The organism is Aquabacterium sp. TM01, from assembly GCF_057808345.1.
The window spans coordinates 3,387,849-3,408,258 of the sequence record NZ_AP046529.1 but is presented as its reverse complement, the minus strand read 5'-3'; the positions used below and the strand labels follow the sequence as shown (position 1 = coordinate 3,408,258).

The 20,410-nt window shown below is 62.5% G+C and carries 20 protein-coding genes and 1 riboswitch; of the genes, 11 read left to right on the top strand and 9 right to left on the bottom strand.

Annotation, left to right across the window (positions count from 1 at the left end; translation table 11 throughout):
• Positions 1-94: 94 nt before the first annotated feature.
• The 4 genes from rplM to erpA all read left to right on the top strand — a co-directional run bounded on the left by rplM (position 95) and on the right by erpA (position 2,753).
• Positions 95-523 carry a 50S ribosomal protein L13 gene (rplM, locus tag AC3WW4_RS15735; protein WP_488829390.1) on the top strand — a complete coding sequence of 143 codons (429 nt, stop codon included), beginning with the start codon at positions 95-97 and terminating at the stop codon, positions 521-523.
• Positions 524-534: 11 nt separating this feature from the next.
• Positions 535-927 (top strand): 30S ribosomal protein S9, encoded by a 393-nt coding sequence (gene rpsI / locus AC3WW4_RS15730; protein WP_488829389.1) that lies wholly within the window; start codon positions 535-537, stop codon positions 925-927.
• Between the two features lie 223 nt (positions 928-1,150).
• Positions 1,151-2,188: an N-acetyl-gamma-glutamyl-phosphate reductase gene (gene argC, locus AC3WW4_RS15725; RefSeq protein ID WP_488829388.1), complete on the top strand. Its 1,038-nt coding sequence runs from the start codon at positions 1,151-1,153 to the stop codon at positions 2,186-2,188.
• Positions 2,189-2,375: 187 nt separating this feature from the next.
• Positions 2,376-2,753 (top strand): iron-sulfur cluster insertion protein ErpA, encoded by a 378-nt coding sequence (erpA, locus tag AC3WW4_RS15720; RefSeq protein WP_320362524.1) that lies wholly within the window; start codon positions 2,376-2,378, stop codon positions 2,751-2,753.
• Here the strand turns inward: erpA and AC3WW4_RS15715 are convergent, their stop codons facing one another.
• Both AC3WW4_RS15715 and AC3WW4_RS15710 read right to left on the bottom strand, forming a co-directional pair.
• The gene (locus tag AC3WW4_RS15715; protein WP_488829387.1) at positions 2,754-3,920 is read right to left on the bottom strand and encodes an anhydro-N-acetylmuramic acid kinase; all 1,167 of its coding nucleotides are present in this window, start codon (positions 3,918-3,920) and stop codon (positions 2,754-2,756) included. It abuts the gene before it with no gap.
• A complete protein-coding gene (locus AC3WW4_RS15710; protein ID WP_488829386.1) occupies positions 3,917-5,347 on the bottom strand; it encodes a M23 family metallopeptidase in 1,431 nt (476 codons plus the stop codon). The genes AC3WW4_RS15715 and AC3WW4_RS15710 overlap by 4 nt, the downstream gene beginning before the upstream one ends.
• Before the next feature lie 153 nt (positions 5,348-5,500).
• On the opposite strand from AC3WW4_RS15710, the gene tyrS reads away from it, so the two are divergent.
• The 3 genes from tyrS (at position 5,501) to AC3WW4_RS15695 (ending at position 9,277) form a co-directional block, all read left to right on the top strand.
• On the top strand, positions 5,501-6,763 hold the full coding sequence (gene tyrS, locus AC3WW4_RS15705) for a tyrosine--tRNA ligase (RefSeq protein WP_488829385.1): 1,263 nt from the start codon (positions 5,501-5,503) through the stop codon (positions 6,761-6,763).
• 243 nt (positions 6,764-7,006) lie between these two features.
• A complete protein-coding gene (locus AC3WW4_RS15700; RefSeq protein ID WP_488829384.1) occupies positions 7,007-7,783 on the top strand; it encodes a PEP-CTERM sorting domain-containing protein in 777 nt (258 codons plus the stop codon).
• 54 nt (positions 7,784-7,837) lie between these two features.
• Positions 7,838-9,277: an OmpW/AlkL family protein gene (locus tag AC3WW4_RS15695; protein WP_488829383.1), complete on the top strand. Its 1,440-nt coding sequence runs from the start codon at positions 7,838-7,840 to the stop codon at positions 9,275-9,277.
• Between the two features lie 214 nt (positions 9,278-9,491).
• On the opposite strand, the gene AC3WW4_RS15690 is transcribed toward AC3WW4_RS15695, so the two are convergent.
• The 3 genes from AC3WW4_RS15690 to AC3WW4_RS15680 all read right to left on the bottom strand — a co-directional run bounded on the left by AC3WW4_RS15690 (position 9,492) and on the right by AC3WW4_RS15680 (position 12,333).
• Positions 9,492-10,592 (bottom strand): IS3 family transposase, encoded by a 1,101-nt coding sequence (locus tag AC3WW4_RS15690; protein ID WP_488829782.1) that lies wholly within the window; start codon positions 10,590-10,592, stop codon positions 9,492-9,494.
• A gap of 240 nt (positions 10,593-10,832) precedes the next feature.
• Positions 10,833-11,510 (bottom strand): hypothetical protein, encoded by a 678-nt coding sequence (locus AC3WW4_RS15685; RefSeq protein WP_488829382.1) that lies wholly within the window; start codon positions 11,508-11,510, stop codon positions 10,833-10,835.
• A gap of 226 nt (positions 11,511-11,736) precedes the next feature.
• Positions 11,737-12,333 carry an NTP transferase domain-containing protein gene (locus AC3WW4_RS15680; protein WP_488829381.1) on the bottom strand — a complete coding sequence of 199 codons (597 nt, stop codon included), beginning with the start codon at positions 12,331-12,333 and terminating at the stop codon, positions 11,737-11,739.
• Between the two features lie 191 nt (positions 12,334-12,524).
• On the opposite strand from AC3WW4_RS15680, the gene pdxH reads away from it, so the two are divergent.
• Positions 12,525-13,175 (top strand): pyridoxamine 5'-phosphate oxidase, encoded by a 651-nt coding sequence (pdxH, locus tag AC3WW4_RS15675; RefSeq protein ID WP_488829380.1) that lies wholly within the window; start codon positions 12,525-12,527, stop codon positions 13,173-13,175.
• 21 nt (positions 13,176-13,196) lie between these two features.
• Here pdxH and msrA read toward each other — a convergent pair whose 3' ends face one another.
• Both msrA and AC3WW4_RS15665 read right to left on the bottom strand, forming a co-directional pair.
• Positions 13,197-13,766: a peptide-methionine (S)-S-oxide reductase MsrA gene (gene msrA / locus AC3WW4_RS15670; protein WP_488829379.1), complete on the bottom strand. Its 570-nt coding sequence runs from the start codon at positions 13,764-13,766 to the stop codon at positions 13,197-13,199.
• A 353-nt stretch (positions 13,767-14,119) separates the two neighbouring features.
• A complete protein-coding gene (locus AC3WW4_RS15665; protein ID WP_488829378.1) occupies positions 14,120-15,709 on the bottom strand; it encodes a UbiD family decarboxylase in 1,590 nt (529 codons plus the stop codon).
• 322 nt (positions 15,710-16,031) lie between these two features.
• On the opposite strand from AC3WW4_RS15665, the gene AC3WW4_RS15660 reads away from it, so the two are divergent.
• From AC3WW4_RS15660 to nrdR, 3 genes are all read left to right on the top strand, one after another.
• A complete protein-coding gene (locus tag AC3WW4_RS15660) occupies positions 16,032-17,066 on the top strand; it encodes a transglycosylase SLT domain-containing protein (protein ID WP_488829377.1) in 1,035 nt (344 codons plus the stop codon).
• A 72-nt stretch (positions 17,067-17,138) separates the two neighbouring features.
• A riboswitch (ZMP/ZTP riboswitch) is annotated at positions 17,139-17,283 on the top strand.
• A 60-nt stretch (positions 17,284-17,343) separates the two neighbouring features.
• The gene (glyA, locus tag AC3WW4_RS15655) at positions 17,344-18,594 is read left to right on the top strand and encodes a serine hydroxymethyltransferase (protein WP_488829376.1); all 1,251 of its coding nucleotides are present in this window, start codon (positions 17,344-17,346) and stop codon (positions 18,592-18,594) included.
• A 95-nt stretch (positions 18,595-18,689) separates the two neighbouring features.
• Positions 18,690-19,172, top strand: coding sequence for a transcriptional regulator NrdR (nrdR, locus tag AC3WW4_RS15650; RefSeq protein ID WP_300157355.1), 483 nt, complete (start codon positions 18,690-18,692; stop codon positions 19,170-19,172).
• A gap of 39 nt (positions 19,173-19,211) precedes the next feature.
• Here nrdR and AC3WW4_RS15645 read toward each other — a convergent pair whose 3' ends face one another.
• Both AC3WW4_RS15645 and AC3WW4_RS15640 read right to left on the bottom strand, forming a co-directional pair.
• The gene (locus AC3WW4_RS15645) at positions 19,212-19,670 is read right to left on the bottom strand and encodes a type IV pilin protein (protein ID WP_488829375.1); all 459 of its coding nucleotides are present in this window, start codon (positions 19,668-19,670) and stop codon (positions 19,212-19,214) included.
• Positions 19,671-19,681: 11 nt separating this feature from the next.
• Positions 19,682-20,407: a pilus assembly PilX family protein gene (locus AC3WW4_RS15640; protein ID WP_488829374.1), complete on the bottom strand. Its 726-nt coding sequence runs from the start codon at positions 20,405-20,407 to the stop codon at positions 19,682-19,684.
• Positions 20,408-20,410 lie beyond the last annotated feature (3 nt).

Sequence of the window (20,410 nt, the reverse complement as noted above, 5' to 3'; positions counted from 1 at the left end):
CCGCAGGTCCGCCGCCCGTTGCTTGAGAGGCCACCACATCCTAAGAAGTGGTTCCAATGGCGACAGTCAACCAGTTTTTTACCAAGGAAATCTCATGAAGACCTTCAGCGCCAAGCCGGCCGAAGTGAAGCACGAGTGGTTTGTGATCGACGCCACCGACAAGGTGCTCGGACGAGTGGCCAGCGAAGTCGCTCTCCGTCTGCGCGGCAAGCACAAGGCCATTTACACGCCTCACGTGGACACCGGCGATTTCATCGTCATCGTCAACGCCGACAAGATCCGCGTCACTGGCACCAAGGCCAACGACAAGGTTTACTACCGTCACTCGGGCTTCCCCGGCGGCATCTACGCCACGAAGTTCAAGGACATGCAAGCCAAGCACCCTGGCCGCGCCATCGAGAAGGCCGTCAAGGGCATGCTGCCCAAGGGTCCCCTGGGCTACGCCATGATCAAGAAGCTGAAGGTCTATGCAGGCGGTGAGCATCCTCACGCAGCCCAGCAGCCCAAGGCCCTGGAAATCTAAGGAGCGGCCACATGATTGGTAACTGGAACTACGGCACCGGCCGTCGCAAGTCGTCCGTCGCCCGCGTCTTCATCAAGAAGGGCACTGGCCAGATCATCGTCAACGGCAAGCCGGTCGAGCAGTACTTCGGCCGTCAAACCTCGATCATGATCGTCAAGCAGCCTCTGGCGCTGACCAACAATGTCGAAGCCTTCGACATCAAGGTGAACGTGCACGGTGGTGGCGAATCCGGTCAAGCCGGCGCTGTGCGCCACGGCGTGACCCGCGCTCTGATCGACTTCGACGCGACGTTGAAGCCTGAACTGAGCCGCGCTGGTTTCGTGACCCGCGACGCTCGTGAAGTCGAACGTAAGAAGGTCGGTCTGCACGGCGCGCGTCGTCGGAAGCAGTTCAGCAAGCGCTGATCCTTCAGGGTGCTCCGCCTGGTTTTCTGCCGGGCTGGACTCCCGATCAAAACCCGCTCAAGGCCCTGCCTTCGGCGGGTTTTTTCATGGGCATTTCATGGGCCTTTGAGCGGGACATCCGTCCGCTGGTCCACGGGTGTCATGAATGTTTCCTAGAATGGCGGTTTTCCCGCAGGTGTCAGTGGTTGGGCCACTGGTGCCGCTGAGGCTGAAAGGTTGAGAGATGATCAAAGTCGGTATCGTGGGTGGCACGGGCTACACCGGGGTCGAATTGCTGCGTTTGCTGTCCCAGCACCCCCAGGTTCAACTGCAGGCCATCACCTCGCGCAAAGAGGCCGGGCTGCCGGTGGCCGACATGTACCCCAGCCTGCGCGGGCATGTCGATCTGGCTTTCGTGACGCCCGATGACGCCAAGCTGACCGAGTGCGACGTGGTCTTCTTCGCCACCCCGCATGGCGTGGCCATGGCCCAGGCGCGCGAACTGCTGGCGGCGGGCGTCAAGGTCATCGACCTGGCGGCTGACTTCCGTCTCCAGGACACTGCCGTGTTCGAGCAGTGGTACGGCATGCCCCACAGCTGTCCCGACATCCTGGCCGAAGCCGTCTACGGCCTGCCCGAGCTGAACCGCGAGGCCATCAAGAAGGCGCGCGTCATCGGCAACCCCGGTTGCTACCCCACGTCCGTGCAACTGGGCTGGGCCCCGCTGCTCAAGAGCAAGCTGGTCGAGCCCACGCACCTGATTGCCAACTGCGCCTCGGGCGTCTCCGGCGCCGGGCGCAAGGCCGAGGTCGGTGCCTTGCTGGCCGAAGCGGGTGACAACTTCAAGGCCTATGGCGTGAAGGGGCACCGTCACGGTCCGGAAATCAACCAGCAACTGCGCACCATTGCGGGCGACGACAGCGTCAACTGTCTGTTCGTGCCGCATTTGCTGCCCATCATCCGAGGCATCCACTCCACCCTGTACGGCCGACTGACACCCGAAGGCCAGGCCGCCGATCTGCAGGCGCTGTTCGAGTCCTTTTACGCCGGCGAGCGCTTTGTCGACGTGCTGCCAGCGGGCAGCGCACCGGAGACCCGCAGCGTGCGCGCCAGCAACACCGTGCGCATCGCGGTGCACAAGCCCCAACCCGACACTGTCATGGTGCTGGTGGTGGAGGACAACCTGACCAAGGGTGCATCCGGTCAGGCTGTGCAGTGCATGAACCTCATGTGTGGCCTCGACGAGCACCTGGGGCTGACCCACGTGCCTGTGTTGCCCTGAGGTCCGGACGCGGGCACCCAAAGCCCGCGTTCATGGCAAGGTCGGGGCGCTTCATGTCATCATGAATCACCTTGTGGCATCTCTTGTCCGGGCGTGGCTGCGCACCTGTGCGGCACAATGCGCCTTCAGGCAGGGCCTTGCCATTCGCGCCTGCAAGAATTGACTGTTGATTTCGGAGCACAACCCCATGACCGCCGTAGCTGAAACCTCTGCCGACACCTTCTCGTCCGATCTGCCCGCGCCCATCGTCTTCACCGACGCGGCCGCTGGCAAGGTGGCCGAGCTTGTGGCCGAAGAGGGTAACCCTGATCTGAAGCTGCGCGTGTTCGTGCAGGGTGGCGGTTGCTCGGGCTTTCAGTACGGTTTCACCTTCGACGAACTCGTCAACGAAGACGACACGAAGATGGAAAAGAACGGCGTGACCCTGCTGATCGACGCCATGAGCCTGCAGTACCTGGTGGGTGCCGAAATCGACTACAAGGACGATCTGGAAGGCGCTCAGTTCGTCATCCGCAACCCCAACGCCCAGACCACCTGCGGCTGCGGCTCCAGCTTCTCGGTCTGATCAGCGCGCTGGGTACAGCGCACCCAGCACGCGGGGCCCACGCGCTCCGGTGACGGCCGGCACGTTGCCGGCCAAACGCTGCAAATGGGTCCAGGCCAGCCAGGCAAACGCCGCGGCCTCCACCTGCATCACATCCAGCCCATGGGTGTCAGAGCGCCCCACGCGCACGAGCGGCAATTGCTCGCCCAGGCGCCGCATCAGGTCGCCATTGAGGGCGCCGCCCCCACACACCACCACATCGCCGGCATCGGCCGCGTGCTCACGCAAGGCCAGCGCCGCACTGCGTGCGGTCAGTTCGCACAAGGTGGCTTGCACATCGCGCGCCAGGGCCGCATCGGCCTGTGGACCGTCGGTCAAGCCGTGCGGGGCCAGCCAGCGTGTCAGCCACTCGGCGTTGAACAGGTCCCGCCCGGTGCTTTTTGGGGGGGCTTGATGGAAGAAGGGGTCGGCCAGCGCATCGGCCAGCCAGTCTTCGCGCACTTCGCCGCCCGCGCCCCATTCGCCATTGGCATCGAAGGCGTGGCCGGTCTGCAGGTCGCACCACATGTCCAGCAGGGCATTGCCCGGCCCCGTGTCAAAGCCGAGCGGGATCTGGCCGGGGCGCAAGATGCTCACATTGGCCATGCCGCCGATGTTGAGCACCGCCACGGTTTCATCCGGGCGTCCAAAGATGGCCTGATGGAATGCCGGCACCAGCGGCGCACCCTGGCCTCCGGCGGCCACGTCACGGCTGCGAAAGTCCGCCACCACATCGATGCCAGTCAACTCGGCCAGCAAGGCGGGTTGATTGAGTTGCAGTGTGTAGCCCTGGTCGGGGCGGTGGCGCACGGTTTGTCCGTGGGCGCCAATGGCCTGAATCTCGGCAGGGGGCACCTGCGCTTGCTGACACACGGCCTCGATCACGGTGGCGTAGACCACCGCCAGGGCTTGCGCGGCCAGGGCGCTGCGGTGCAGTTCGTCGTCCCCGGGGGTGTTCAGGTCCAGCAAGGCCTGGCGTAGCGCCGGTGGAAAGGGGCGATGAGCGTGGGCCAGGGTGCGCCACTGGCCGTCGTCGTGGCACATCAGGACGCCATCCACGCCGTCCAGTGAGGTGCCAGACATCAAGCCGATGTAGAGCTCAGAAAAAAGCCCGCTGACGCGGGCTGAGGGGGTGTGAATGTGCGTCATTCAAATCGGGCGCCAAGTTGCAGGCCGGCTGTTTGCAAGGTGTCGGCACGCTCCAAACGCTGAGCCACGGACACGGCCATGGTGCGGAACTTGGCCAGCGACTGGGGTGACAGCTGGAGACTTTCTGAAGCGCGTGCCACCTGCATGGGGTCGACCTGCTTGCCGCCGAGCTTGAACTCGAAGTGCAGATGGGGCCCGGTGGCCCAACCGGTGGCGCCAACGGCACCAATCAACTGACCTTGCTCTATGCGCGCGCCGCGGCGGGCGTCAATGCGGCTGAGGTGAGCGTAGACCGTGCTGCGGCCGCCGCTGTGCTCCACCTGCACGACGTTGCCGTAGCCGTTTTGCCAACCCGAGAAGGTCACCACGCCATCGCCGACGCTGCGCACCGGGGTACCCGTGGGCGCGCCAAAGTCGACACCCAGGTGGGCGCGCATGGTTTTGTGGATGGGGTGGAAGCGCATCGCGAAACCAGAGGTCACGCGCGAGAATGCCAGGGGCGATGCCAGGAAGGCGCGCGTGGTGGAGCGCCCGTTCAAATCGAAATACGCACCCTTGCGACCGGCTTCCTGAAACCACACGGCGTCGTGCGATGTACCTTTGTTGATGAAGCGCGCTGCCAGCACACGGCCGTGGCTGCTGCCCCAGGTGATGGGCTCACCATCGGCCAAGTGGGCTTCGTACAGCACGCTGAAGGCATCGCCCTTGCGCAACTCGCGACGGAAGTCGATCTCGTTGCCAAAGATTTCGGCGATCTGGTTGGTCACGCCGTCTGGAATCTGGGCATCGTCGGCCGCAGCAAACAGTGAGGAGCGGATCATGCCCGAGCCCAGTTGCGTGCTGGCTTCCAATGGGGCGATTTCCTGCTTGACGACGAAGCTGCGGCGGGTGGCGTCGCGCTCGATGGTCAGGCGGGTGAAATGCGTCTCGAAATCGCCGTTGGCCGCCGCCGGTCCACGCACCACCAGTTGCTTCAGTTGACCATCTTCCACGATGGCCTTCACTGACTTGCCTGTGCGACCTTGCAGCAGCGTGCCTGCCACCGGGTCCTGACGGATGAACTGTGCGGCCTGAGCATCGCTCACGCCCAGACGTTGCAGCAAGCTGTCGACGGTGTCGGCCGAGCGTGTGACATCGCTGCGATAGAGAGCCAGGGACTGTCCGTCGAGTTGCAGCAATTGTTCTTGCAGCGCAGGAGCCTGAATGCTTTCGCTGATCTGGGTGACCACCGGTGCGGGGGCTTGCGGCAGGGCGGCCAGCGGGGCCACACCAAACGCCGTCATGGCCGAACCCGCGAGCACCGTCAACACCGCTGCGCTGACGCGGCGGGGGTGGCGGTGAACCATGCTTTGCAGAGCGGTGGCGGCGGAGACGATCGAGTCGAGGCGAGAAGGCCGGGTGGCCTGGTACTGCTTGGACGTTTTCAAACTCGATTTCTCCTCAAACCTGGTGGTGAGGACGCCGTCCTCTAAAATCAGCCCGCGCTGCATGCAAAGTGCATGCCTTGGGCGCCCACAATCTTTTGAGTATAGCCCCCTAAAGAGGGTGCTGTGCTGCTGATTTCCACTGATCGGTCCATCATGTCGCAACCCGAAAAAAACACCGCCAATCAGCCTGACTTTCCTGTAACTGAACGTGTGCGGGAGGCGCTGGCCGTTACCCAGCGCGGCGTGGACGAATTGCTGCCCGAGGCCGAGTGGGTGCGCAAACTGGCCCGATCTGAAGCCACGGGCGTGCCCCTGCGCATCAAGCTCGGCCTGGACCCGACGGCACCCGACATCCACCTGGGGCACACCGTGGTGCTCAACAAGCTGCGCCAGTTGCAGGATCTGGGGCACACGGTGATTTTCCTGATCGGGGACTTCACTTCCTTGATCGGCGATCCGTCCGGGCGCAACACCACGCGCCCTCCCTTGACGGCAGAGCAGATCAAGCACAACGCGGAAACCTACTACCGGCAGGCCAGCCTGGTGCTGGACGACAGCAAGACCGAGGTTCGCTACAACAGCGAATGGTGCGACGCCTTGGGCGCGCGCGGCATGATCCAGCTGGCCAGCCGTTACACCGTGGCCCGCATGATGGAGCGCAACGACTTCCACGACCGCTTCCATGCCGGCACCTCCATCAGCGTTCATGAGTTCCTCTATCCGCTGATGCAGGGTTACGACTCGGTCGCCTTGAAGTCCGACCTGGAAATGGGCGGCACCGACCAGAAGTTCAACCTGCTGATGGGGCGCCACCTGCAGGCCGAATATGGTCAGGAGGCTCAGTGCGTTCTCACCATGCCCTTGCTGGAAGGTTTGGACGGCGTCGAGAAGATGTCCAAGTCCAAGAACAACTACATCGGCATCAGCGAAGCGCCCAACACCATGTTTGCCAAGCTGATGAGCATCAGCGACGAGCTGATGTGGAAGTACTTCACTTTGCTGAGTTTCCGCCCCATGGCCGAGATTGAGCGCCTGAAGGCCGAATGCGCGGCTGGTCGCAACCCGCGTGATGCCAAGGTGCTGCTGGGCCAGGAGATCGTCAACCGCTTCCACAGTGCGCAAGCCGCCGAAGACGCCTTGACGGACTTCGTCAACCGCGCACGCGGCGGTGTGCCCGACGACATCCCGGCGGTTGCGCTGAGCTTGCCCGATGACGGCGCCGGTCTGGGCATTGGTGCGTTGCTCAAGCAGGCGGGGCTGGTGCCGTCCACCAGCGAAGCGGTGCGCATGATTGAGCAGGGCGGCGTGAAGGTGGACGGCGGTGCGGTGCGAGACAAGGCCTTGAAGCTGCCGGCCGGGACCTATGTGGTGCAAGTGGGCAAGCGCAAGTTCGCCCAAGTGACTCTAAAAGGGTGATTTGACGTCACCAAGGGGTTGCCCCGACGCCTGAATGCGGGGGATTTCAGGCTCCACTGGTGGTTTCCTGAGGCGCAAAGCACGCGTTCAGGGGGAGTCGGCCGTTGTCGGAGTTGTGGCACGTCGTTAATCTGAGACCCAACAGACACACACAAGTCTGGGCCGGTCGAAGGAATACGCGGATGCCTTCTGACAGAAGCAGAGAAGTTTCAAAGGGCCGCTTTGTTTCTAGTGGAGATAGACATGAAATTTGCATTCAAGAGCATCGTTGTTGCTGCTGCGTTTGTTGCTGCTGGCACTGCTGGCGCCGCGACGCTGACTGCTGGTAACAATTCGCAGACCGTCAATGGTCTGTACTTGGTGAGCGGTTCGGGTGCCCTGACTTTCAGCCAAACGCTGATTGATGCCCTGAACACCGGTGGCGTGCAGGTGGTCGCTGCTGCCCCTGCCACTTCCAACATCGCCGGTGTCCCCGGTGACTACACCGCAGTGGGTGTGGCTGCTCCCGTTACCAAGTTGGACGTCGCTGCCAATGGCCTGATCAATACGGCCACCAGCGTGGGCGGCGCCACCCAGATCGCAGCTGCGGTCAAGGGCGTGTCCTACGGCGGCACCATCAGCGTGACCAACTTGAAGATCGACATGATCAACAAGAACATCTACGCTGACTTCGTGGGTGCAGGCAAGAACAGCGCTGGCGCTACCGTCAACGTCAACGCCACCAATGTGTTGGCTTGGTCCTTCACCGACATCGCTGGTCCGACCTCGCTGACCACGGCAGGCACCTTTGACACCACCCTGTCTGGTTTGGCGCTGACCACCGATGGCTTCAACAACCTCAAGAACGGTCTGGGCCTGTACTCCATCGGCCTGATCGCTCTGCAGGGTGCATCGGCTGACTTCGGTACCCTGAAGTCGACGCTCACCGTGGCGGCTGTTCCTGAGCCCTCCACCTACGCTCTGATGGGCTTGGGCCTGGTTGGCATCGGCTTCGCAGCCCGTCGTCGCGCTGCCAAGTAATTGCTGTGCGATTGGGTGCCCCTGCCTTGCAGGGGTGCTGACCGAAGCCGCTCAGTGCACCTGCTGAGCGGCTTTTCTCTTGATTGGCGTCTTGTTGGCCATTCTTCCGGAGTTTTCATGTTTAATCCCGTGCGTAGTCGCTTTTCCCTGGCCGTGGGTGCCTTGTTGGTCATGACGGCCCTGCCTGCCGCCGCTGGCCCGTCTGTTGAAGACAGTTTGGCACTCAGTATGAGCAAGGGTATTCGGGATCGGATGTTCTGGAATTTGAGTGTGGTCAGTACCAAGACCAAGACAAAATCAGAGCAACCCCGAGACATGACCCCCCAGATTGTCAGCATTGCCGATTTGACGGCGATGCGCAATCAGCGGGCCACAGATCTGTATGAGCGGTTGCGGGCTGCGGGGCAGTTGACCACAGTGTCCTCGGAACAGTTTTTTGCTGCGGTGAATTCGTCGACGGCACTCAGCAGCGGCAATGCGACCATGACGAGCATTCGCAATGCCTTGCAAACAGAGCAAGACCTGATTGATCTGGTCAAGGTTCGGTATTACGGTACGCCAACCGCAGGCGGCTTGACTGCAAACAATTTGCTGGATGCCGCCTTGAGTGCACCACTTGTGCCAGCCGACCCGACTGATCCAGATTCGCCGGTCGGTTATGGCTTTGCCTCTGGGGAGGGCTATTTGACGACGCCTCAAGGGATCCGTGCGAAGGCCGGCAATCCCTCTGAAACGCTCGCCCTGAGCGTCGGTTATTACCTCAATGATGATCAAAACTGGGCGGTCGAAGCTTTGGTTTTGGGCGCCCCATTGAGAGCCACGGTCTCTGGCGCTGGCACCAATGATCGTGGTGAACCCAATCAACTGGCGGGGCAGGAGATCATTCGTACGAAGATGTTGCCGCCGATGGCCAAGTTCGGTTACTACTTTGGCAACAAGAACTGGGTTGTGCGTCCCTATGTTGGTGTCGCGGCCATGTATGCGATTTTCTTTGACAGCAAGACCACGTCTTATTTCGATCAATATCAAGGCGGTAAAACGTCAATTTCGTTGAAAAATGCCTTCGGGGTGGGGCCTTTTATCGGCCTGCAGAGCGATGTGGCCAAGTCGGGCTGGAACGTCGGATTGTCGGTGGGCAAGATCAAGATCAAGACAGAAGCGACCCTGGTGACACGTGGCACGATGTTCAAGACAGGCGACTTGGCTTTGATGGACTACAAGCAGACCACGAGGGACGCGATTGATCAGGCAGAAAGCTTGCTGACCACGGCCAACAACAACGCCCGAAATGCCAACAATGCAAGGCTCACTCCGTTTGCATCAACGACCTACAACATCGCGCCGAGTGGGATGACCACCGAGTTGATGAAGGATCTGGCGGCCTATAAGCAGGTTGCGCAAGGTGGCGATGGTACTTTGGGTACTTTCGTCCGCAAGCAACGCTCAACTTTGGACAACACCATTTTGATGCTGTCAGTTGGCAAATCGTTCTGATCGATCAGGTCGCGCGATGGGAAAGAGGCTTCGGCCTCTTTTTTTTAGAACTGAATCATCGCAGCATGCGAACTTACTTATATGGCTAGCCGCTCTTGGCATTACTGCACATGTCACGGCGACAACGGCAAGCATTTGAAGCGAGTAATTGGAGCTGATCCGATCCCGTTTGCCGAGCCAGCCATTTTGATAGTCCGGGCTGGTCAAGGAGCCACTAGGCAGGTTCCAACTCCTTGATCTTACGGGCGTATTCAGACGGCGTCAGGTATTCGAGAGCACTGTGAGGCCGACTCTCGTTGTAGTCCCTACGCCAGGCTTCCAGAAGCCGCTGCGCCTCGGTCAAAGAAGCGAACCAATTCAAGTTCAGGCATTCGTCCCGCAAGGTGCCGTTGATGGTTTCGACGAAGCTGTTGTCTGTCGGCTTGCCAGGCCTGCTGAAGTCCAGTCGAACTCCATGGTGGTAGGCCCACATGTCCATCAGTCGGCCAGTGAACTCGCTGCCGTTATCGACGAAAATTACTTTGGGCGGGCCATGCAGCCTGACCAGTCGATTGAGGATCTCCACCACATGTTCTCCCTTGAGGCGATGGCCCGCATCGACCGCCAAGGCTTGTTGGGTGAAGATATCGACCACCGTCAAGATTCTGAACTTGCCCCCATTGCCGAACTGATCGGCCACAAAATCCATCGACCAAACCTCACCAGGACGCGTGGCGGCAAACCTTTGACGTCGTTGCACGACCATCTTGCGACGCTTGGGCAGCTTTGAGCGCAGCTGCAGTTCTTCCTCTCGGTAGATGCGGTAGCACTGCTTGCGCCCAGGTTGCCAGCCTTCGCGCTTGAGCAGCACATGCAATCGTCTGTAGCCATATCGAATCCTCGTCTGCGCGAGCTCTTTCATTCGGCGACGCAGCTCTAGCCGGGCGTCACGCACCGGCAAGTAGTACAGCGTACTGCGCGACATTTTGACCAACTTGCAGACCCGACGCTGACTGATGCAGTAGTGGCCCACGACATAGGCCGGGGCCTGCTTCCTCAGCGCGGGCCGCCCCATTTTTTTGCGGCGATGTCCTGCAAGATGGCCTTGTCCAAGCTCAGATCGGCCACCAGACTTCTTAAGTCTGGCGTTCTCTTCCTGCAGTTGTTTGAGCTCACGCGCCTGGTCGGGCTCGCGGCTGCCGTACTGCTTCTTCCAGCGGTAGTACGTAGGCTCACTGACGCCAAGCTTGCGGCATAGGTCCGCCACAGGCATCCCCATCTCCGTTTGCTTGATCGCAGCAACCATCTGTTCAACCGAAAACCGACTCTTCCTCATCATGTCCTCCGGTGGCCCCTGCTGGGGCCAATGTGCCGGAAAACTATCGTTTCAGGTGGCTCGGTTTTGTGAGCTCAGATCAGGGCAACCCTCATTTGAGGGTCAAAGGCTGGAGAGTTTTTCAGTGTGGATCATGCGGGATTTGAGCGTAGGAATAAAAAAACGCCCGATGGTGCATCGGGCGTTTGAAATCAAGTTCCACCAAGGGTGGCTTTCAGGCCACCGGGTGAACAAGACCGATTATTGAGCCGGGACGTAAGCCTTGGTGGAAACAGGCTTGGAGCGGAATGCCACACCGATGTCGATGTTGATGACGCCGAAATCGATCTCGGGGATCACGATGTTGGCCAAGGCGCGAGGGATGCCCAGGGCGTCGGCGGTGCCGTTCACGTCGACCAGACGCAGATCACCCAGTTGCTCCTTCAGGCTGATGCTCAGGGGGAATTTGTACTTCAGTGCCAATTCTTGCGTTTTGGTGAAGTTGTAGACGGGGGCTTGGGGCTGGGTGGCGCCACCAATCACAGTCGTGTCCGCCAGCACTTGTTTCTTGTCGAAGTCGATGGTGAAGTTGGCGATGGTCAGGCCGCGCTTTTTGCCTGTCTTGGGATCAAGGCGAGCGATCTCCAGCGCAGAACCTGCGGCCTTGCCGTTTTCAATCTTGACGCCGCCGCTCAGGGCGATGGAGATGCTGGTGACAGGCAGGCTGAAGGTGTTGGTCGTACCTGCAACGGCAGTGCCGTTACCGAGAGCCTTGATGGAGACGTCGAACAGCGCATACGATTCCAGCGCGGCGTCAGAGAACACCTGGAACGAGTCTGCCTGCAGTGCGTTGGTCGGGATGGTCAGCGCTTGAGCCGAGAAAGCGGTCAGTGCCACAGCGGCAGCGATGGAGACGGAGCGGACGGTTGCGAAGGTCATGTGAAACTCCTGTTGGTGTTTAGGGTTACGGACCGCGTTTCACGCTGTGTCCATGGTTCAAATTGTTGTTGAACCGCCTTCGCACGAGGTCCCCATGACTGAGGGGGGGAGGGCGCATAAGCTGACTGCGCTAAGGGTAAGCCTTGGGTCCGTTGGGGGCTGGAGGCTCAGGGTTAACCAACCTGGGGTGAGAAGGCGTCACACCCGGTGCGACGCCTGCCGGACGTCAGCGCTGGGCGCTCAGTCCGGCATGACCTTGCAGCACCGTGCGAAAGAGCGCCAGGCTGTTGTGGGGGGCCTGCGTCATGAGGATGCCGGCGTCGTCGACTTCGACGCCACGGGCTGGGTATTGGGCCAAGAGGCGCTGCAGGTCACGCTCTCGCTGCAGTCGGATCAATTCAGAGTAGAACTCGGCAGAGAAGCCCACAGGGTGACCGCGACGGTGGCGGTACTCGGGAAAGACCAGCGATTCTTGCGTGACTGCCTGGCCCATGGTCCTCAGGGTCTCTGCTTGCAGCAGGGGCATGTCGCCGGGCAGCAGCAGCCACCCTGGGGAACGTGCACTGGCGATGACCGCGATGGCTACGCCCAAAGCCATTTGGTCGTTGCTGCCAGACAAGCTCGGTGCTTGGGGCTCTGGCAGCAGGATGACGTGGTCTGCGGGCAGAAGATGGTGTGCTTGCGCTGCCACCATGGGGGGCGCCACCAGGAGCACCTGCAGGCCGCTGGCGAGTCCCTTGCGAATGGTGTGTTGCACGGTGTCTGGCACTGCCAGCGCCGCAGGCGCCGTCGTTGCGTTGGCGAGATGGGGCCCGTCCGTCATGTGACGGCTTTCTGATTCAGCCAGAATGATGAGGGTGGGCATTTCAGACATGGTGCGGGTCGCGGTATCGGCGTTTCACTGTGAGCCGTTTTGTTGCGATGCACCACCGAGCCTCTACTTAAGTGCATACCCCCGAGACGGGTTGATGCGGGTCATGCCGCCGCTTGCCAGGTTTGACGGATACTGAAAACATGAACAAGACATCTCACGATCTGGCGCAAATGCGCAAGAGTTACGAGCGGGCCGAGCTGGATGAAACGCATGTGCGTCCCGATCCGCTGGACCAGTTTCAGCATTGGTTTGATGCCGCTGTGCACGCCAAGGCGCTGGAAGCCAACGCGATGACCTTGGCCACGGTGGGCGAGGACGGCGGGCCGTCCACCCGGGTGGTGCTGCTCAAAGGCCTGGATGAGCGCGGTTTGGTCTGGTACACCAATTACCAAAGCCGCAAGGGCCGTGAGTTGGCCTCTCATCCGCAGGCGGCGCTGCAGTTTTTCTGGCCCGAGTTGGAGCGCGTGGTGCGCATCGAGGGCCGGGTCGAGCAGATTGCTGAAGCAGAATCCGACAGCTACTACCAGACACGCCCCTTGGGCTCGCGCATCGGTGCCTGGGCCTCGCCGCAGAGTGAGGTGATTGCGTCGCGTGGACAACTGGAGGCCAGTTGGGCCGACATTCAGGCGCGGCAAGGGCAGGATCCGGTGCGCCCGGCGCATTGGGGTGGCTACCGACTCGTGCCCGCTTATTGGGAGTTCTGGCAGGGGCGTCCGTCTCGCCTGCACGATCGCATCGTGTATGTGAAGCAGGCGGATGGTGCCTGGCAGATTCAACGCCTGGCCCCTTGAGGTGGGATGGCGCGGTCGGGCTCAGTCGGGTTTGAGTCGATCCGCAAAGCGTTGCCGGAAGTGGGCCACCTTCGGGGTCACCACATAGGCACAGTAGCCCTGGTGCGGGTTGTGCGCCGCGTAGCGCTGGTGATAGGCCTCGGCGGGGTGGTAGTTGTGCACAGGCGCCACCTCGGTGACGATGGGGGCACCAAAGACCTGATGCTGGGTCAGGTCGGCGATGACCTGGCGGGCGGTGTCCGCCTGCTGCGCGTTGTGCGTGTAGATGCCTGATCGGTACTGCGTGCCGACGTCGTTGCCTTGACGGTTCAAGGTGGTGGGGTCGTGGCTGGCAAAAAAGACCTCCAGCAAGGCCTGAAAGCTGATCACATGTCGATCGAAGCGGACGCGCACCACTTCGGCGTGACCGGTATGACCGCCGCAGACAGCCTCGTAGGTGGGGGTCGGGTGGTGGCCATTGCTGTACCCGGACTCGGCCTCGATCACACCCTGCAACTGGTTGAAGATGGCTTCGAGGCACCAAAAGCACCCGCCCGCCAAGGTGGCTTCCTCAATGGTGTCGGACGAGGGGGGGAGCGAGATGTTGGCCATGTGGGTAGGGAGAGAGCCCTGAAGGCAATGCTGCAGATGGGTCAGAGACTATGCGCCGGCTGCCCTGGCTGCACGCGTGCGGCAGAAGACCCTGATCATGGCGGTGCTTTGGGCGGCGGATGACAAGGGCCGCACCAGAGAGCCGGTTGGTGGCACCACAAACAGAAACCCCCGGACGAAGCCGGGGGTGGGGGCGGCACGAGGGCCGTCCATGGAAAGGGCAAAGATTAGGTTTGCTACTTCCCCAGACGCAGTGACTGCGCCTTGATGGTTTGCCTGCTTTGCAGACATCTGCAGATTAAGTCGGTCGTGGAGGCGAGGCCAATATTTTTTGTCTATGCGTTGGCCGGGCCTCATGCACCTTTCAGAATGCGTGCCACCAGGTCTTCGGTGCGCTGGCTCACGGTGTCGGGCATGGTGATGGTGCGCCCCCATTCGCGGCTGCTTTCCCCCGGCCATTTGTTGGTCGCGTCCAGCCCCATCTTGCCGCCCAGGCCGCTGATGGGTGAGGCGAAGTCCAGGTAATCGATGGGGGTGTTATCGACCAGGGTGGTGTCGCGCACCGGGTCCATGCGGGTGGTGATGGCCCAGATGACTTCTTGCCAGTCGCGGATGTTCACGTCGTCGTCCACGATGACGATGAACTTGGTGTACATGAACTGACGCAGGAAGCTCCACAGGCCGAACATCAATCGCTTGCTGTGTCCCGGATAGGCCTTCTTCATGCTGATGATGGCCATGCGGTAACTGCAGCCTTCGGGCGGCAAATAGAAGTCCACGATTTCCGGAAACTGCTTTTGCAGGATGGGGACGAAAACTTCGTTGAGCGCCACGCCCAGCACGGCGGGCTCATCGGGCGGTTTGCCGGTGTAGGTGGAGTGGTAGACCGGGTCCTTGCGGTTCGTCATGCGCTGCACTTCGAACACGGGGAACCAGTCCTGCTCGTTGTAGTAACCGGTGTGGTCGCCGAACGGGCCTTCCAGGGCGTGCAGGTAGCCACCGCGCTCCATCAGGGGCACGCCGTGTTCGCTCACGCCTTTGTAGCCAGCGGCGGCGGTGGGAATGTGGCCTTCCAGCACGAACTCGGCGCTAGCGGGAACTTGCAGATATTGATCCGCCTCGCCGACGCCCGTGTTGACCACCTCGGTGCGGCTGCCTCGCAGCAGGCCGGCGAACTGGTACTCGCTCAATGAGTCCGGCACGGGGGTGACGGCGCCCAGGATGGTGGCCGGATCGGCACCCAGTGCCACCGCGATGGGGAAGGGCTGGCCGGGGTTGGCCAGCGCGAACTCGCGGAAGTCGAGGGCCCCGCCGCGGTGGGCCAGCCAGCGCATGATCAGTTGCTTCTTGCCGATCAGCTGTTGGCGGTAGATGCCCAGGTTTTGTCGCCGACGCGGTGTGGGGACGCCTTGGGGGCCGCGGGTGACGACGAGTCCCCAGGTGAGCAGGGGGGCGGCGTCATCGGGCCAGCAGTGCTGGATGGGCAGCTCGGTCAGGTCGACCTCGCTGCCTTCGCGCACTTCGGCCTGGCAGGGCGCGCTGCGCACGGCGCTGGGCTTCATGTCCCACAAGGCCTTGGCCATCTGGATGAGCTTGCCGGCGTCTTTCAGACCGCGCGGGGGCTCGGGCTCCTTGAGGCTGGCGAGCACGCGGCCGATGTCTCGTAACTCGCTGACGTCGTCGGCCCCCATCCCGAGGGCCACGCGTTTGGGGGTGCCGAACAGGTTGGCGAGCACCGGGGTGGCAAAGGTGCGTGGCGTGTCTGTCGCGCCTTCCACCCGCCCAATTGGGTGGTCGAACCAAAGGGCGGGGCCGCCAGCGCGCAGCACGCGGTCGCTCACCGCGGTCATGTCCAGGTAGGTGGACACAGGCTCGCTGATGCGGGTGAGCTCTCCCTGGCGTTCCAGGCCGGATACAAATTCTCGCAAGTCGCGATATTTCATGATTTTTGTAATAAAGAAGTGTTTCTTTATGCTTGACTGGTTATTACAGGCTTGCCTAGAATCCGCCCCTGTTGGATCCGGTGACGATTTTTACCGGGTTTCCCCTTGCGCCGCACACCGTGGCGCACCGCTGCCAGCCCTGGCGTTTTCATCTGGGTCTGTACGTTGATGTACACGACAGACCCCCTTCGCGGTGGTGAGTGACTTGCACGGTCCCGCCATCTTTCCTGCCAGGGTCATTATCAATGCCGCATCTGCGCGGCGCGTGATCGAGACCGATTGCGTGCCCCTTGTGAGTGCGGCGGCGAAGAAAGGAGCACCCATGACAGCGTGTGAACGTGCAACGGCAGGCTTTGAGGCCGCCGTGATGGTTGAAGAAGTGGAAGTGTCGCAGGTGACGTTGGCATCGTCGCCCCGCCCCCAGGCTTGGCGGGCGGTTGTGCGGCAATTTGTGCAGGATGTGTTGTTGGGCTTGCGTCGCGTGAGCCACAACACCTTGGCCATGCTGGGCCTGGTGGCCGTGGTGGGCGTGGTCTTTCTGGCCGGCCGCCCCGATGTGCGTTACCGCCTGGAGCACCAGACCCTGGGATGGTTGACCGACCGCGCCACGTCTCGGGCCATGGCGAGTGACGATGCCGAGACAAGCAGTCACGACGTCTTGCTGGCCATGGCCGAGCCGGAGGCCATTCAGCGTGCCACCGCCACCGACCCGTCGGCCTTGAGCCGTCAGCAGGCCGCCGTGGCTTATTGGATTGCCCGTCGCTACAGCGTGGCCCCCGAGCCCATCAGCCGCCTGGTTCAGGAGGCCTGGGATGTCGGGCAACGCGTGGGGCTGGAGCCAACCTTGGTGTTGGCGATCATGGCCATCGAATCGGGCTTCAACCCGTTTGCGCAGAGCCATGTGGGTGCGCAAGGCCTGATGCAGGTGATGACCGGCATTCACCGCGAGAAGTACGAGGTGTTCGGCGGACGCAATGCGGCCTTCGATCCGGTGACGAACTTGCGCGTGGGCGTGCAGGTGCTCAAGGACTGCATCCGCCGTGCGGGCAGCGTGGAAGGGGGCCTGAAGTACTACGTGGGGGCCGCCAACATGACCCACGATGGTGGCTATGGCGCCAAGGTGCTGGCCGAGCAGGGCTTTCTGAGGCAGGTGGCCCTGGGCAAGCAGATCCCGGTGACCGTGTCCAACGCGCCACGCATGGTGGCCCAGGCTCCCGCGCCGGTGGCGGCCTCGGCAGTCCAGTCTGCGCAAGTGCCGGCCATGGCGACTCCGGTGTCGGTGGCGCCTGCGGCCAGCAGCGTCAAGCCGCCGGTGGCCAGCCCGGCCGTCGAGCAGGTGGCACTGCTGACGCTGTGAGCGTTTGAGTTCATGGCGGTGGGGCCTGAAGCCCCCGCACTGGCGCGAGCCGGGTCCATGCCGCTACAATGGAAAACGCTGCGCAACTGGCGATACATGGCGTGTTGCCGTCATCTTCTGACGGCGCCGCCTGAGGTGGTGAACCACCGGGGAGCGCAGCCAGCCCTAGGGGCTTCTAATGCCCGGGCTGAGTCAGCCGTTCGCCTGGGCAGCCCTCACACCTGATCTGGATGGGTCAGTGCTGCGGGACTTCAACCTTGAAGAGGACTGCCAAGTCATGTTTGACCGTGCCCAACACACCATTGCCAACGTTGATCCCGAGCTGTTTGCGGCCATCCAGGCTGAGAACCAGCGTCAGGAAGACCACATCGAGCTGATCGCTTCCGAGAACTACACCTCGCCGGCCGTCATGGAAGCCCAGGGCTCCCAGTTGACCAACAAGTACGCCGAAGGCTATCCCGGCAAGCGCTACTACGGTGGTTGCGAGCACGTGGACGTGGTCGAGCAACTGGCCATCGATCGCCTGAAGGCCCTGTTCGGCGCCGAGTACGCCAACGTGCAGGCCAACTCCGGCTCGCAAGCCAACCAGGCCGTGTTCTTCGGTCTGCTGCAGCCCGGCGACACCATCATGGGCCTGAGCCTGGCCGAAGGCGGTCACCTGACCCACGGCATGCCGCTGAACATGTCGGGCAAGTGGTTCAAGGTCGTCTCCTACGGCCTGAACGCCGCCGAAGACATCGACTACGACAAGATGGAAGCGCTGGCGCGTGAGCACAAGCCCAAGCTGATCATTGCCGGTGCATCGGCCTTCGCCCTGCGCATCGATTTCGAGCGCTTTGCCAAGATCGCCAAGGAGATCGGCGCTTACTTCATGGTGGACATGGCCCACTACGCTGGCCTGATCGCCGCGGGCGTGTACCCCAACCCGGTGCCGTTTGCCGACGTGGTCACCTCCACCACCCACAAGAGCCTGCGCGGCCCGCGTGGCGGCATCATCCTGATGCGCGGTGAAGAGATCGCCAAGAAGATCAACAGCGCCATCTTCCCGGGCATCCAGGGCGGCCCGCTGATGCACGTCATCGCTGGCAAGGCCGTGGCCTTCAAGGAAGCCGCCTCGCCCGAGTTCAAAGCCTACCAGCAACAGGTGGTCAAGAACGCCGCCGCGCTGGCTGACACCCTGACGAAGCGCGGCCTGCGCATCGTTTCGGGCCGCACAGAAAGCCACGTGATGCTGGTGGATCTGCGTCCGAAGAACCTGACTGGCAAGGAAGCCGAAGCCATCCTGGGCCAAGCGCACATCACCTGCAACAAGAACGGCATCCCCAACGACCCGCAAAAGCCGTTCGTGACCTCGGGCATCCGCCTGGGCTCGCCCGCGATGACCACCCGTGGTTTCAAGGAAGAGCAGGCCGTGCAGGTGGCCAACCTGATCGCCGACGTGCTGGACAATCCGCACGACGAAGCCACCCTGGCTCGCGTGCGTGAGCAGGTGTCGGCCCTGACCAAGGCCTTCCCGGTCTACCGCTGAGCGCTGACGCTTTGATGCGTGCGTGATTCGGAACCCGGCCTGGATGTGATGTCCTCGCCGGGTTTTTCTTGTCTTGAACCGAGAGAGCCAAACCCATGCGTTGCCCTTTTTGCGGACACCACGACACCCAGGTCGTGGAAACGCGTGATTCTGACGAGGGCGACTCCACCCGTCGCCGTCGTAAATGTCATGGCTGCGACAAACGCTTCACGACCTATGAGCGGGCGGAAATCGACCTGCCGGCGATCGTCAAGCGCGATGGTCGCCGCACCGACTACGACCGTGCCAAGCTCAAGGGCTCGATGCTGATTGCGCTGCGCAAGCGGCCGGTCAGTGCCGAGGCACTGGAAGGGGCGCTGGAGTCGATCGAGGCCAAGTTGCGCCAGTGCGGCGAGAAGGAAGTGAACTCGACACAGTTGGGCGAGTGGGTGATGCGCGAGTTGCGCAAGCTCGACAAGGTGGCCTATGTGCGCTTTGCCTCGGTGTACCGCAGCTTTGACGATGTCAGCGAGTTTGTGGCGGCGATCAAGGAGACGGGCAACAAGCGCGGCGCCAAGGATGGGGCGAGCGAGGACTGATCGGGAGATCGGTGAGGGGCGGGGCCGACGCGTTTGCGGCTAGCGCCAGCATTGGGTCATGCTGACCGTGCTGCCGGTGATGCCACGGGCGTGGTGCTGATTCAGGGTGAGGCTGCCACAAGGGTCGTGGGCCATGGGGCCGGTGGCCACCGGGGTCGCGCTCAGGGTATAGCTGCCGCTGTCGGCCTGGGTGACGCTGATCACGTAGTGCGCTGAGCCCTGGCGCGGTGACTGGTTCAGTGGGGCTGGCAGGCTCACGAGCGGCGCCGTGGCATCCCCTGTGTCGTAGCGGTGGTGGGCGGCGTAGTGGCGCTGCATGAAGAGCGCTGCATCCATCAAGGCGGCCTGGGCATCGGCGCGGTGTGCGCGGTACAGGTGTGCTGCGTAGCTGGGATAAGCCACAGCGGCGAGCACACCAAGGACGGCCAGCACGGTCAGCATTTCTACCAGGGTGAAGCCTGTCTGGCGGTGGGGTGGGCGCAGGGGGAGGTGTCGCATGGGGCGGGGGATCAGGGTGTGGGCGGGTTGAGGAGGGCGCGCCAGACCCGGCTGTACAGGCGTGGGCTGGCGGGTGGAGCGACCGCAGTGACCGACGTGGCTGTGACCGTGGCGACGGCGGGTGCGGGTGCGGGTGCGACGCTGGCTGTGGCAGGTGAGGCGGGAGCGGTCTCAGGTGCAGGCGCGTCCGGACACAGCGCCGTGCCCGGGATGCAGCGGTGCACCACGGACTGCACCCAGGCCATGGCGCCGCGGGTGGTGCGTCCGGCAGGGTCAGCCTGGTGATCCGGGCTGAAGCCTCGTGCTGTGACGGTGATCAGATCGGGGTGGGCCGGATGGGTTTCGAGCAGGCATTGCGGCCGGAAGGCCGGCACAAAGGCGCTGTCGGCGGAACTCATGGCGCTGGCAGGCACGGTGTGGGCCAGGGCGTGGCTGCCGTGCCAGGTGGACCAGAGTGTCCACAGCGCCGGGCTGGATGACACGGGGGCGGGGTGCACGGTGAGGGCTGGCGGGATCTGCAAGAGGGCCTCTTCACAGTGACGCAATCCGATGTGCGCCGCTTCCTTGGCCAGGCTTTCGAGTCGCACGTTGTGCGTGATCTGTTCGGCACTGAGGGCCGCGCGGAGCGAGGCGCCGGAGACCAGGCTGATCACCGCCAGCATGACGAGGACGACGATCAGGGCGATGCCGTGCGGGTGGGCCTCGGGCTGCCGGTGGGGTGGGCGGTGGTCAGGCATGGG

Coding starts and splice junctions, on each gene's coding strand:
- AC3WW4_RS15690 (WP_488829782.1), bottom strand. CDS start 10,592: ATGAGGAAGAGTCGGTTTTCGGTTGAACAGATGGTTGCTGCGATCAAG.
- rpsI (WP_488829389.1), top strand. CDS start 535: ATGATTGGTAACTGGAACTACGGCACCGGCCGTCGCAAGTCGTCCGTC.
- rplM (WP_488829390.1), top strand. CDS start 95: ATGAAGACCTTCAGCGCCAAGCCGGCCGAAGTGAAGCACGAGTGGTTT.
- AC3WW4_RS15680 (WP_488829381.1), bottom strand. CDS start 12,333: ATGACGGACGGGCCCCATCTCGCCAACGCAACGACGGCGCCTGCGGCG.
- tyrS (WP_488829385.1), top strand. CDS start 5,501: ATGTCGCAACCCGAAAAAAACACCGCCAATCAGCCTGACTTTCCTGTA.
- AC3WW4_RS15715 (WP_488829387.1), bottom strand. CDS start 3,920: ATGACGCACATTCACACCCCCTCAGCCCGCGTCAGCGGGCTTTTTTCT.
- AC3WW4_RS15700 (WP_488829384.1), top strand. CDS start 7,007: ATGAAATTTGCATTCAAGAGCATCGTTGTTGCTGCTGCGTTTGTTGCT.
- AC3WW4_RS15660 (WP_488829377.1), top strand. CDS start 16,032: ATGACAGCGTGTGAACGTGCAACGGCAGGCTTTGAGGCCGCCGTGATG.
- AC3WW4_RS15640 (WP_488829374.1), bottom strand. CDS start 20,407: ATGCCTGACCACCGCCCACCCCACCGGCAGCCCGAGGCCCACCCGCAC.
- glyA (WP_488829376.1), top strand. CDS start 17,344: ATGTTTGACCGTGCCCAACACACCATTGCCAACGTTGATCCCGAGCTG.
- AC3WW4_RS15685 (WP_488829382.1), bottom strand. CDS start 11,510: ATGACCTTCGCAACCGTCCGCTCCGTCTCCATCGCTGCCGCTGTGGCA.
- msrA (WP_488829379.1), bottom strand. CDS start 13,766: ATGGCCAACATCTCGCTCCCCCCCTCGTCCGACACCATTGAGGAAGCC.
- nrdR (WP_300157355.1), top strand. CDS start 18,690: ATGCGTTGCCCTTTTTGCGGACACCACGACACCCAGGTCGTGGAAACG.
- AC3WW4_RS15665 (WP_488829378.1), bottom strand. CDS start 15,709: ATGAAATATCGCGACTTGCGAGAATTTGTATCCGGCCTGGAACGCCAG.
- pdxH (WP_488829380.1), top strand. CDS start 12,525: ATGAACAAGACATCTCACGATCTGGCGCAAATGCGCAAGAGTTACGAG.
- argC (WP_488829388.1), top strand. CDS start 1,151: ATGATCAAAGTCGGTATCGTGGGTGGCACGGGCTACACCGGGGTCGAA.
- erpA (WP_320362524.1), top strand. CDS start 2,376: ATGACCGCCGTAGCTGAAACCTCTGCCGACACCTTCTCGTCCGATCTG.
- AC3WW4_RS15645 (WP_488829375.1), bottom strand. CDS start 19,670: ATGCGACACCTCCCCCTGCGCCCACCCCACCGCCAGACAGGCTTCACC.